Annotated in this window: 12 protein-coding genes and 1 tRNA gene; 10 read left to right on the forward strand and 3 right to left on the reverse strand. The window is 35.4% G+C overall.

Annotation, left to right across the window (positions count from 1 at the left end):
* Window positions 1–39: 39 nt before the first annotated feature.
* The 4 genes from EKM03_RS05190 (at window position 40) to EKM03_RS05205 (ending at window position 2,472) form a co-directional block, all read left to right on the forward strand.
* Complete coding sequence (locus tag EKM03_RS05190; protein WP_126739980.1) at window positions 40–477, forward strand: PaaI family thioesterase; 438 nt, start codon at window positions 40–42, stop codon at window positions 475–477.
* The gene (locus EKM03_RS05195) at window positions 477–1,553 is read left to right on the forward strand and encodes a chorismate-binding protein (RefSeq protein ID WP_126739981.1); all 1,077 of its coding nucleotides are present in this window, start codon (window positions 477–479) and stop codon (window positions 1,551–1,553) included. Before EKM03_RS05190 ends, EKM03_RS05195 begins: the two co-directional genes overlap by 1 nt.
* A gap of 52 nt (window positions 1,554–1,605) precedes the next feature.
* The gene (bshB1, locus tag EKM03_RS05200; RefSeq protein ID WP_126739982.1) at window positions 1,606–2,322 is read left to right on the forward strand and encodes a bacillithiol biosynthesis deacetylase BshB1; all 717 of its coding nucleotides are present in this window, start codon (window positions 1,606–1,608) and stop codon (window positions 2,320–2,322) included.
* Window positions 2,323–2,396: 74 nt separating this feature from the next.
* Window positions 2,397–2,472 (forward strand) — tRNA-His (locus tag EKM03_RS05205).
* 104 nt (window positions 2,473–2,576) lie between these two features.
* Here EKM03_RS05205 and EKM03_RS05210 read toward each other — a convergent pair.
* Window positions 2,577–3,782: an aminotransferase class I/II-fold pyridoxal phosphate-dependent enzyme gene (locus EKM03_RS05210; RefSeq protein ID WP_126739983.1), complete on the reverse strand. Its 1,206-nt coding sequence runs from the start codon at window positions 3,780–3,782 to the stop codon at window positions 2,577–2,579.
* A gap of 280 nt (window positions 3,783–4,062) precedes the next feature.
* Between EKM03_RS05210 and EKM03_RS05215 the strand changes: the two genes are divergently transcribed.
* From EKM03_RS05215 to lpdA, 3 genes are all read left to right on the forward strand, one after another.
* The gene (locus EKM03_RS05215) at window positions 4,063–4,521 is read left to right on the forward strand and encodes an Lrp/AsnC family transcriptional regulator (protein WP_126462604.1); all 459 of its coding nucleotides are present in this window, start codon (window positions 4,063–4,065) and stop codon (window positions 4,519–4,521) included.
* 607 nt (window positions 4,522–5,128) lie between these two features.
* Window positions 5,129–5,284: a hypothetical protein gene (locus EKM03_RS14965; RefSeq protein WP_156063275.1), complete on the forward strand. Its 156-nt coding sequence runs from the start codon at window positions 5,129–5,131 to the stop codon at window positions 5,282–5,284.
* Between the two features lie 127 nt (window positions 5,285–5,411).
* Entirely contained in the window at window positions 5,412–6,815 is a 1,404-nt protein-coding gene (gene lpdA / locus EKM03_RS05220; protein ID WP_126554111.1) for a dihydrolipoyl dehydrogenase, read from the forward strand.
* 77 nt (window positions 6,816–6,892) lie between these two features.
* Here lpdA and EKM03_RS05225 read toward each other — a convergent pair whose 3' ends face one another.
* Window positions 6,893–7,273, reverse strand: a complete 381-nt coding sequence (locus EKM03_RS05225) for a DoxX family membrane protein (protein WP_126462598.1) — start codon at window positions 7,271–7,273, stop codon at window positions 6,893–6,895.
* A 36-nt stretch (window positions 7,274–7,309) separates the two neighbouring features.
* The gene (locus EKM03_RS05230) at window positions 7,310–7,714 is read right to left on the reverse strand and encodes a VOC family protein (RefSeq protein WP_126739984.1); all 405 of its coding nucleotides are present in this window, start codon (window positions 7,712–7,714) and stop codon (window positions 7,310–7,312) included.
* A 142-nt stretch (window positions 7,715–7,856) separates the two neighbouring features.
* Between EKM03_RS05230 and EKM03_RS05235 the strand changes: the two genes are divergently transcribed.
* The 3 genes from EKM03_RS05235 to EKM03_RS05245 are packed head-to-tail and all read left to right on the forward strand — an operon-like array spanning window position 7,857 to window position 12,505.
* Complete coding sequence (locus EKM03_RS05235) at window positions 7,857–9,143, forward strand: anthranilate synthase component I family protein (protein ID WP_126462592.1); 1,287 nt, start codon at window positions 7,857–7,859, stop codon at window positions 9,141–9,143.
* 27 nt (window positions 9,144–9,170) lie between these two features.
* A complete protein-coding gene (tilS, locus tag EKM03_RS05240; protein ID WP_126740012.1) occupies window positions 9,171–10,481 on the forward strand; it encodes a tRNA lysidine(34) synthetase TilS in 1,311 nt (436 codons plus the stop codon).
* Window positions 10,481–12,505 carry a thioredoxin family protein gene (locus tag EKM03_RS05245; protein WP_126739985.1) on the forward strand — a complete coding sequence of 675 codons (2,025 nt, stop codon included), beginning with the start codon at window positions 10,481–10,483 and terminating at the stop codon, window positions 12,503–12,505. The genes tilS and EKM03_RS05245 overlap by 1 nt, the downstream gene beginning before the upstream one ends.
* The last annotated feature ends 166 nt before the right edge of the window (window positions 12,506–12,671 follow it).

The following is a 12,671-nucleotide window of genomic DNA, read 5'->3' on the forward strand; positions in this document are numbered from 1 at the left end:
TTATCTTTTATTTAATTTTACATTTTTAAAGTAAAAAATATGACATTCGACAAAGAAAAAATACTTCAATATTACAATAACATTTCTAAAAACACCTTAATGCAAACGTTGAATATTGAATATACTGATGCAGGAGAAGATTTTTTAGTAGCCACAATGCCCGTTAATCCATCCGTACATCAGCCAATGGGATTGTTGCATGGTGGTGCTTCAGTAGCTTTAGCAGAAAGCGTGGGCAGTGCAGCCTCAATGCTGTATGTAAATTCTGAGCTAAGTGAAGTGCGCGGAATCGAGATTTCAGCCAATCATTTGAAAGCAAAGCGGGACGGAATTGTAACGGCAACAGCGCGAATCGTGCACAAAGGACGAAGCATTCATCTTTGGGAAATACGAATTACGGATGAAAACAATACCTTAATATCGCTTTGTAAATTGACTAATATGATTTTGCCAAAAAGAAAAAGCGAAAACAAATAATGGAAGCAATTATAGCTAAAGCCAAAAAACAGTTTCAGGAAAAACTACCTTTTGTTTTGTATTGTAAGCCTGATTCAGCAGAGGTAATTGGTTCTTTTCAACAAAATGATACGGTATTTTCAGCTGTTGATTTTACCGAAAAAGGGTTTGTTTTTGCTTCTTTTGATGGAACCAAAACGCATTTGATTCCTGAAAATGAATCGGAAATGGTGCGGGTTACTTTGGAAAAAAAAGAAAATGCTATTTCTAAAAATGAATTTACGATTGTAGATGCCTTGGCTAAAAATAATTTTGAAGCTTTAGTTTCCAAAGGGATCCAGTCCATAAAGAATAACGAATGTAATAAAGTAGTGCTTTCCAGAAAAGAAACCGTTGAAGTAGCAGATTTTGATTTGGTTTCCACTTTCGAAAAATTAGTACAGCTTTATCCTTCTACTTTTGTGTATTGTTTTTATCATCCAAAAATTGGAACTTGGTTGGGCGCTACACCGGAGCAATTACTGAAAGCAACTGAAGCCGTTTTTGAAACGATTTCTTTGGCGGGAACGCAGAAAGATTTGGGTTTATCCGAAATTACTTGGCACAAAAAAGAAAAAGAAGAACAGCAGTTTGTAACGGATTATATTGTTTCAAAACTGGAAAGTGTGGCTTCCGGAGTTTTGGTGACGGAGCCGTACAGCGTCAAAGCGGGAAGTATCTGGCATATAAAAACAGATATTTCTGGACGTTTAAATTCCGATTCCAGCTTGCAAAAAGTAATTCAGTTATTGCATCCCACACCTGCCGTTTGTGGGTTGCCAAAAGAAAGTGCTAAGACTTTTATTCTAGAAAACGAGCAGTACGACAGGAGTTTTTACACCGGTTTTCTGGGGGAATTGAACAGCAGTTTCACGACCAATACCGTAAGTTCTGATTTGTTTGTAAATTTGCGGTGCATGCAAATTGATTTTGATTCGAATCTCGCATTGACTAGCGCATATTTGTATATGGGTTGTGGCATCACAAAAGATAGCGTCCCTGAAAAAGAGTGGGAGGAAAGCGTCCATAAATCAATGACAATGAAAAAAGTATTATAAATATTAGATGAAGGCGAGTTAGTATAACTTTAAATAAAATAAACAGAAAATAATGAAATTAGATATATTGGCTTTTGGTGCGCATCCTGATGATGTAGAGTTAGGTTGTGCGGGAACCATTTTAAAAGAAATATCCTTAGGAAAAACAGTTGGGATTATTGATTTGACACGTGGCGAATTAGGGACTCGCGGTTCCGCTGATATCAGAGATCAGGAAGCGAATGCTGCTGCAAAAATACTGGGTGCTTCAGTGCGTGAGAATTTAAAAATGCGGGATGGCTTTTTTGTCAATGACGAAAAACACCAATTAGAAATTATACAAATGATTCGCAAGTACCAGCCGGAAATTATTCTGTGCAATGCTATTGATGACCGCCATATTGATCATGCAAAAGGAAGTAAATTGGTGTCTGATGCTTGTTTTTTATCCGGGTTGATCAAGATAGAAACTTCATTAGCAGGCGAAAAGCAAGCGCCTTGGCGGCCAAAAATTGTCTACCATTACATTCAATGGAAAAATATAGAGCCGGATTTTGTAGTCGACATTACAGGTTTTACCGATAAAAAAATTGAAGCAATTTTAGCCTACAGTTCCCAGTTTTATGATGCCAACTCAAAGGAACCGGAATCCCCAATAACAAGCAAAAACTTTCTGGAAAGCCTGAATTATCGCTCCAGAGATTTAGGAAGGATTGCAGGACTGGATCATGCAGAAGGTTTTACGACTGAAAGATATTTGGCAGTCAATAGCTTAGCAGATTTGATCTAATTTCCATGTAATTTTTTGAAATAAATATTTGCAGAAATAAACTTATATCGTATATTTGCCACCGCTAAGCAAATGGTGGTTGTAGCTCAGTTGGTTAGAGCATCGGTTTGTGGTACCGAGGGTCGCGGGTTCGAGCCCCGTCTTCCACCCAGAAAGCAAAAGCTTCGAAGAAATTCGAAGCTTTTTTTGTATTTTCTAGTTTTCCTTAAAAATGATACGCGGCTAAAGGATAATCATTCTATGACTATGGCTCCTTATTTTAGCAGATTCAATTCCATCATACAGGCCGTCATACTTTGATACGTTCTTTCAATATCATTGTCTAATCCGATAGAAAACCGAATCAAACCGTCTGTCAATCCCATTTCAATTTGTTCCTCCAAAGGGATTTCGCTGGAAGTTGAGGTTCCCGGCGCGCTGAATAAGGTTTTATAAAAGCCTAAACTCACCGCCAGATACCCTAGATTTTTGGCCTGCATCAACTCCATCAAAGCATTGGCTTTCACCAAAGTTCCAACATCCAGCGTCATCATTCCGCCAAAACCATATTCAGGATTAATCATGCTTTTATAGATCTCATGACTCGGATGGCTTTTTAACCCCGGATACACTGTTTTGATTCCGTCTTTTTCAAAACGTTCCGCCAGATACATCGCATTATGGCTGTGCTGTTTCATCCTGATGTGCAGCGTACGCAAGTTTTTCATCACACTGGCAGATCGCAGACTATCCATCGTTGGCCCCAATAACATGCTGGCTCCACTGTTTACATTTTTTAAACTATCAATAAATTCCTGAGAGGCGCATGTTACTCCGCCCACCGTATCACTGCTTCCGTTGATGTATTTTGTCAAACTGTGAATCACAATATCAGCTCCTAATTTAGCAGGCGAAACGGATAGTGGCGAAAAAGTATTATCAACAACTAATTTCAAATTATGTCTTTTTGCAATTTTTGATAAACCTTCAATATCAGCCACTTCCAATAAAGGATTGCTCACCGTCTCACAATACAAAACTTTAGTTTCAGCAGTAATAGCAGCCTCTACAACTTCAAGTTTTGTGATGTCAACAAATGTGGTTTTGATACCTAATCTAGGTGTAAAATTCTTCAGGAATGCATACGTTCCGCCATAAATGGTTCTGCTAGAAACAATATGGTCGCCGGAACCGCACAATTGCAACAAAGTAGGCGTAATCGCTCCCATTCCGGATGCCGAAACGTTCGCTGTTTCCGTGCCTTCCATGGCTGCCAAGGCTTTGTCCAGGTATAAATTACTCGGCGAGGAATGACGTGAATACAAATAACAGCCTTCCATATTGCCTTCAAAAGTATCGAACATCGTTTTTGCCGATAAAAAAGTGTAGGTTGAGGAGTCAGAAATAGAGGGATTCACACCACCAAATTCGCCAAAGTACTGCAAATCCTGAATGTTGTCTGCGGGATTGAAATTTTTCATAATTATTTTTTATTGTTATTTGAAGCTATTCCTGCTATTCACTCTATCTTTTACTTTTTAAAGAAAAAAGTAAAAGGATGCCGTTGCTATCAGGGCTTGGACATTCCGGTATGTCAAGAAATCCTATTCAAAACAAAATATTTTAAGATTAAAAATCAATAGTCTGTAGTTTTATTAGATTATAAAACTATATAACACTAAATAATTAATTTTTTTCACTAAATTAGTTCGGTAATCAGGATTTTTATAGATTATCTATCAATTTGAAATTTGCAACACAATGACATTAGATTCAACAGACAAAAAATTACTTTTTTTATTACAAAATGATAGTAAGAAAACAACCAAAGAATTGTCCTTAAAACTCAATCTTTCCGTTACTGCCGTTTATGAACGCATTAAAAAATTAGAAAGAGAAGGGGTTATTGACAAGTATGTTGCGTTGATTAATCGCTCCAAAGCCGAGAAAGGATTTGTGGTTTTTTGTCACCTCAAATTGATACAGCATACCAAAGAGTTTCTCACGAAGTTCGAAAGTGAAGTGGTGAAACTAAAAGAAGTTTTAGAATGTCATCATGTGAGCGGTGATTATGATTATATCCTGAAAATTGTGGTAAAAGATATGGAAGCTTATCGAGAGTTTTTAGTAACGAAACTAACGACATTACAACATATAGGAAGTACGCACAGCACATTTATGATTAGCGAAGTAAAAAGCACGACTGTCGTTGATATATAAATGTTGATTGTTTTAATGTCATTAAATTTAGAATAAATCAATTGCTCCATGAAAACTAAAGAAATTAGACAAAAGGGTATTGTGAATTTTGGAAAACTTATCCAGGATGATTCAAAATTAGTCGTTTTGGAAGGAATATTTGACGCTATTTTAAACTGAGAAAAAGCTTCCCTAGTTTCGGATAATCAGTATCAAAAAGTGGAAGAAGCCAGAACCGTCTATCATTCCGGGAATAGTTTATCAACTTCTTGGGAAGATTTGGAGAAGCAATTAAATGCCAAATATGGTTTTTAAAATAGTTATTTCAAAATTAGCAGAAATTGAAATAATTGAGGCTATTGAAATTTATAAAAGTAAAAAAAGGGATTAGGCAAAGTTTTTTTTGCTTAAGCAATAAGAATAAAACAATGTTGCATTTTTTTTACCATATAAGCCATGTAAGTTTAAGTTTCGATTATGTTAGCCTTATGTAACTATAACAATCATAAGGTCATTTAAGGTTTAATTCTTATATGACTTATATGTTAAATATTATTTCACTCATTTTTTAGTATGACATTAAATAGTTCCAACTACTTATCTTAAAAGATATTTAAAAATATTAAAAATGAATCCTGAACTATTCCCACTAAAAAAAGAACCGTTTTTCAGAGAATTATCCTTTAAAAAATTCCCTTTTGTAATTATTTATGAAGTATTTAATGATGAAATTATTATTTACTCTGATTTTCATACTTATAGAGATCCTTCTAAAAAGCCATAAATAATTTTTTGATGAATATTGGTTATGTCATTTTCATAACAAAAAACCTTCTGAATTAAACTTCAAACAAAACTTAATTCCTTAATTTTGTGGAACATTTTATAAAAACACAATAAAAAAAAATACTATGAGTTCATTTGACGTAGTCATTATAGGTTCTGGACCAGGCGGATATGTATCAGCAATTCGTTGTGCACAACTGGGTTTTAAAACAGCAATTATCGAAAAATATTCCACTCTTGGAGGAACTTGCCTCAATGTTGGTTGTATTCCTTCAAAAGCACTGCTTGCTTCTTCTCATCATTACAGTGAAATTGCACATTTTGCAGATCACGGAATTGAAGTTTCCGGGGAAGTAAAAGTAAACCTTGAAAAAATGATTGCGCGCAAACAAGCAGTTGTAGATCAGACTTCTGGTGGTGTGAAATTTTTAATGGACAAAAATAAAATTACAGTTCTGGAAGGATTGGGTTCATTTGTTGATGCTACGCATGTTGCGGTGGCAAAAGCAGACGGAACTTCTGAAACTATCGAAGCCAAAAACATCATTATCGCTACAGGTTCAAAACCATCTTCTTTGCCTTTTATCAAAATTGATAAAGAAAGAATCATCACTTCAACCGAAGCATTGAAACTTAAAGAAGTACCAAAACATTTAGTAATTATTGGTGGTGGAGTTATCGGGATCGAATTAGGTCAAGTGTATTTGCGATTGGGATCACAAGTTTCTGTTGTAGAATATTTAGACCGAATTATTCCAGGAATGGATGCTTCATTGTCTAAAGAATTGACTAAAGTATTAAAAAAACAAGGCATGAAATTCTATGTTTCACACAAAGTGAAATCCGTAGAACGAAATGGTGAAGGCGTTGTAGTTCAAGCTGAAAATACAAAAGGAGAAACAATTACGCTGGAAGGAGATTATTCCCTAGTTTCTGTAGGTCGTCGTCCGTATACTGACGGATTAAATGCTGATAAAGCAGGTGTGAAAATCTCAGATAGAGGAATGGTAGAAGTAAATGATCATTTGCAAACTTCAGTTCCTACTATTTATGCAATTGGCGATGTGGTGCGTGGCGCAATGTTAGCACACAAAGCAGAAGAAGAAGGAGCCATGGTGGCTGAAATATTAGCAGGTCAAAAACCACATATCGATTATAATTTGATTCCCGGAGTTGTGTACACTTGGCCAGAAGTGGCTGCTGTAGGACAAACAGAGGAGCAATTGAAAGCTTCAGGAGTTGAGTATAAAGCAGGAAGTTTTCCTTTCAAAGCTTTAGGACGTGCAAGAGCTGGTGGCGATCTAGACGGATTTGTAAAAATTCTTGCTGATGCAAAAACAGATGAAGTACTAGGCGTTCACATGATTGGGGCTCGTTGTGCGGATTTAATTGCTGAAGCAGTAGTTGCAATGGAATTCAAAGCTTCTGCTGAAGATATTTCCAGAATGTCTCATGCTCACCCAACATTTGCAGAAGCGATCAAAGAAGCAGCACTAGCCGCTACTGACAATAGAGCTTTGCATGTCTAATTAAAGAATGAATTTTTGCTATAGAATAAAAAAACCCGCTACATTGAGCGGGTTATTTTGTTATGAGGTGCACTTATTTAGTCTTTAGCAATAAATAAACTTTTATAATTGTTCCAATGGTTAAAAATTAGAAACATATTTCCCAAGAATAAGAAAAGGGCAGTAGGAATTCCCTCTGGAGACAAGAAAAAATTTATGAATAAAATGTTTATGGTTATTGGTAAAATTAAAATACTGGCAAGAGTAACATAACGCCCTGTCAAAAAGGCTAGGCCACATAACAACTCAATAGACTTGGCTAATGGCATAATGTAAGTAGAGGCAACCAAGCCCACATTAAAAGCCTTGAAATTTCCGGTAACCTCTGGTTCTGGAGCTAGTTTTAGAAAAAAACTAATTGATGCATAAAGAAGCAAAATTCCAATTAAAGTTCGGATAATAATAATTACAATTTTCATAGTATATGGTTTTATTGGTTACATATTTGAGAATAATTATTGGGGAATTGCACGTTCATCCATACACATAATTTCCCATTGGTGTCCGTCCAAATCCGCAAAACCATGGGCATACATCGATCCGTGATCTTGTGGCTCCATATACGTTGTACCACCCGCAAATATCGCTTTTTGTACTATTTCGTCCACTTTTTTTTTGCTTTCAACATCTATTGCAATTAATACTTCGGTATTTTTATGGGCATTGCAAATTTCTTTTTTGGTAAAGTCTTTAAATCGTTGCTCAGTAAGCAGCATCACAAAAATGTTTTTTCCTGTAATCATGCAAGTGGCTTGTTCATCAGTAAATTGAGGATTGAAAGAAAATCCGAGTTGTGTAAAAAAAACAATGGATTTTTTAAGGTCTTTAACTGCTAAATTAAGGAAAATTTTTGAAGCCATAACGGGAATGATTAAACGATTAAAAAAATCCAAAATTGATCACGCACTACCAAATTTACAAAAAAATAAGCTAATTTTAGCATAACCAGTTATTGAAGAATTTTTTTTGTTGTAATTTTGAATTTTTAAACATTAAAACTTTTTGAGAACTTCAATTTATAAGTCTATTTCTGATTCAAAATTGTTCAAACAACAACTTTTACTTTGGTCACAACAATTTCGTGAAGTTGTTTTTATGGATAGTAATGAGTATCCGCAACAGTACTCCAGTTGCGATTGTATTCTTGCCGTAGATGCTTTTACCTCCATCAAAACAGATGTTTACAATGCCTTTGAGGATTTGAAACAGTACCAGCAAAATACGAAAGACTGGCTTTTTGGTTATTTATCGTATGATTTAAAAAATGATATTGAGCAGTTGCAATCTGCTAATTTTGACGGGCTGGATTTTCCGGATTTGTATTTTTTCCAACCTAAGAAACTGTTTTTATTGAAAGGAAATCAACTCGAAATTCAATATCTCAATATGTGTGTGGAGGAAGTGGAGGCAGACTTTAAAGAAATTAGTGTTCAGTGTTCAGCGTTGAGCGTTCAAAATTCACAAATAACGATCCAACAACGGATTCCGAAAGAGAATTATCTTCAAAAAGTTTCAAAAATATTGGAACACATTCATCAGGGCGATATTTATGAAGCCAATTTCTGTATGGAATTTTTTGCTGAAAATGCAACGATTGATCCCATAGAAAAATTTATAAAACTCAACGAAATTTCTCAGCCGCCATTTGCCGTTTTTTTTAAAAACAACAATCACTTTTTACTTTCGGCGACACCGGAACGTTATTTAAGGAAAGAAGGAGAACTAATTATTTCGCAACCGATTAAAGGAACTGCAAAACGATTTTCAGACCCAATTGAAGATGAAAAATCGAAAATGCAATTGGCTTTAGACCCAAAAGAACGAGCCGAAAATATTATGATTACGGATTTAGTGCGCAATGATTTGTCTCGAACAGCACAAAAAGGATCCGTTGAAGTACAAGAGTTGTGTACAATTTATTCTTTTTTGCAAGTGCATCAGATGATATCAACGGTTACGTCAAAGTTAGAGGCGCACTATTCTATAGTAGATACTTTAAAAACAACTTTCCCAATGGGAAGTATGACGGGTGCACCAAAGATTTCGGTGATGAAAATAATTGAAAAACTCGAAGAAACAAAACGCGGTTTATATAGCGGTGCTGTGGGGTATTTTACACCAAATGGTGATTTCGATTTTAATGTAGTTATCCGAAGCATTTTGTACAATCAAGAAAAAAAATATGTTTCTTTTTCAGTTGGAAGCGCTATCACGTCGCCATCAATTCCTGAAAAGGAGTATGAAGAATGTTTGCTTAAAGCAAAAGCGATGCGAGAAGTTTTAAGTTAAATCAAAATGAATGAATTAAATTTGAATATGCTACAGAAATTCCAAAACCATCTTCTTCATAATTTCCAGTTCTTGAACGGAAAAAAAATACTTCTTGCTACAAGTGGCGGGAAAGACAGTATGGTATTGGTGCATTTGTTTCAGCAATTGAATTATAAAATTGGAATTGCACATTGTAATTTTCAATTGCGTGGAATGGAAAGTTTTGAAGACCAAAATTTTGTCCAGGAATATGCTGCGGCAAATGCTATTCCAGTATTTATAACACAATTTGACACCAAAGCTTTTTCTGAAGATTATAAAATTTCGACACAAGTTGCAGCCCGCGAGTTGCGATATAACTGGTTTTATGAGTTATTAGAGACTGAAAAATTCGATTATATTCTCACAGCACATCATGCCGATGATAATTTGGAAACGTTCCTAATCAATCTGAGTCGTGGAACAGGATTAGAAGGTTTGACAGGAATTCCGGAGCAGAACGATAAAGTAATTCGCCCACTTTTGGCCTTTAACCAAAAAGAAATGGAAGATTATGCCAAATTAAATAACATTAAATGGCGCGAGGACAGCAGTAATGCATCCGATAAATACCTTCGGAATAAAATTCGGCATCATCTGGTTCCGATGTTAAAAGAATTGAATTCTAATTTTCTTTCCTCGTTTCACAAAACACAACTGTATTTGCAAGACGCGCAAGTTATGGCTGAAGATGCTTCGATTATGATTTATCAGCAAGTGGTGAAGCAAGAGAATGAGACTATTTATTTTGATTTAAAAAAACTAAAAAAATTACCCAATTACAAATCTTATTTGTACCAATGGCTGAAAGAATTTGGATTCAAAGCTTGGGATGATATTTATGATTTGGTTGATAGTCAATCTGGGAAACATGTTTTTTCTCCAGAATATAGAGTATTAAAAGACAGGGATTACTTAATCCTAAGTCCGATAAATTTCGTAAATGTAAAGGACAAATATTTTATAGATGAAAATCAAAAAGAAGTTAATATTCCCTTAAATCTTACGTTTTGCAAAGTAGCCGACATTGGTATCGTTTCAAATAAAACTATCTTTGTAGATGGTGATAAAGTGCAGTATCCATTAATTTTACGCCATTGGAACGAAGGCGATAGTTTTCAGCCTTTTGGGATGAACGGTAAGTCAAAGAAAGTGAGCAAGTTTTTTAAAGATGAAAAATTATCCTTGCTAGAAAAAGAAAATTCTTGGCTTTTATGTTCGAATGATGAAATAGTCTGGATAATTGGTCTACGTCAGGATGAACGCTTTAGAATAGACAACACAACTAAAAATATACTTAAAATACAATCAGAATAATGAAGAAACTACTATTTATACTTATTGCTTTTTTGGCTTTTGCCAATGGAAATGCCCAGATTCTGGATCCCGCCAAATGGACAACTAAAATAGAAAAAAAATCGGACACTAATTATATTCTTACTTTTAATGTTGTTATAGAAAAGGATTGGCATTTGTATTCTCAATTTACTCCAGACGGAGGGCCGTTGCCACTGGAAATCATTTTCAAAAACCAAAAAGGGAACTTCACTCTAGTGGGCAAAGCCAAAGAAAGTAAAACGAGAACTGCTTTTAATGACATATTTGAAGTTAACGAAACATTCTTCGAAAAGAAAGGTCAAATTCAACAGGAAATTACACTAACAAATTCAAAGTTGACCGAAATTAAAGTCGATTTTAATTATCAGGTGTGCAAAGAGGTTTGTATTAATATGGAGAAGAATTTCACGTTTGCAATTCCTGTGGTTTCAAAAACAACGGCAGTAGCAACGGATGTAACCATAGTAGATTCTGCAAAAGTTGATACCGTAGTTTCGCAAATTGCAATTACGGAGGAGCAGGTGAGTACTCCTGAAAAAATCGTTCCTCTAGACTCTGAACCAGCTACAAAAAGAGGATTATGGTCTATTTTCTTCATTGCTTTTTTATCTGGATTTGCCGCATTGCTTACGCCTTGTGTCTTCCCAATGATTCCTATGACAGTCAGTTTTTTTACTAAACAAAGCAAAACAAAAGCAAAAGGGATTAGTAATGCCATTATTTATGGAGTAGCTATCATATTCATTTATGTAGTTTTAGGATTCTTAGTGACGTGGATTTTTGGTGCCGATGCGCTGAATGCGTTGTCCACGAATGTTTGGTTCAATATTATTTTCTTTGTTTTGTTAGTCACTTTTGCAGCTTCCTTTTTGGGTGGTTTTGAGATTATGCTGCCTAATTCTTGGGCAAATAAAGTGGATAATCAAGCGGATAGAGGTGGGATAGTTGGAATTTTATTCATGGCTTTGGCGTTAGCGATTGTCTCGTTTTCGTGTACCGGACCGATTGTAGGAACCCTATTAGTCGAAGCGGCTTCTAAAGGCGGAATAGCTCCAATTGTGGGTATGTTTGGGTTTTCATTGGCTCTAGCCTTACCCTTTATGTTGTTTGCGATGTTCCCGGGTTGGTTGAATTCATTGCCAAAATCCGGTGGTTGGTTGAATACAGTTAAAGTAGTTTTAGGCTTTTTAGAATTGGCTTTGGCATTTAAATTTTTGTCGAATGCTGATTTGGTTTTGCAATTACATTTCTTGGAAAGAGAAGTGTTCTTGGCAATATGGATCGCTATTTTTGGAACATTGGCCTTTTATTTATTCGGAAAAATTACGTTGCCGCACGATAGCCCGATGACACATATTTCAGTAGGACGACTGTCCTTTGGATTAGTAGTTTTGGCCTTTACCATCTATTTGATTCCTGGGATTTGGGGAGCGCCATTAAAGTTAATTTCTGGTTTCCCGCCGCCAATGACCTATAGCGAAAGTCCTTACGGAGTAGGAAACTCCCAAGGTGGCTCAAATGCATCTGCCCAAATTTTGCCGGAAGGCGCACATTTAGGGCCACATGATCTTATTGCTTTTGATAATTATGAAAAAGGATTGGCTTATGCCAAATCAGTAAACAAACCTATTTTACTTGACTTTACGGGTTATGCCTGTGTGAATTGTAGAAAAATGGAAGATTATGTGTGGTCAGATCCTGCGATTTTAAAAATATTACAAGAAGAAGTGGTTTTAATATCTTTATATGTTGATGATAAAAGAGAATTGCCAAAAAGTGAGCAATACGTATCTAAAGAAACGGGTAAAGAAATTGTAAGTGTGGGTAATAAATGGAGCGATTTCCAAATTACAAGGTACAAAGCCAATGCGCAACCGTATTACATTGTTTTAGATGTAGAAGAGAATATGCTGTCTGATAAACCAGAAAGTTATAACTCAAATATCAATGCCTACAAAGGATGGTTAAGAGAAGGAATTGATAGATTTAAAAAGGTAGAATAACAGGTACGTCTGGAAAAATACTAGATCTAATATTAAACACGAATTGCACTAATTTCTACGATTCAATTCGTGGAAATTCGTGTGATTTGTGTTTATATTTAATACTATAGACTTAATTTACTCAGTATTGATGCGTGAGATGCGTATACAAGGTAGGGTATAAAAT

The sequence above is a fragment of the Flavobacterium sp. GSP6 genome, from assembly GCF_003984855.1.
Lineage (GTDB): Bacteria > Bacteroidota > Bacteroidia > Flavobacteriales > Flavobacteriaceae > Flavobacterium.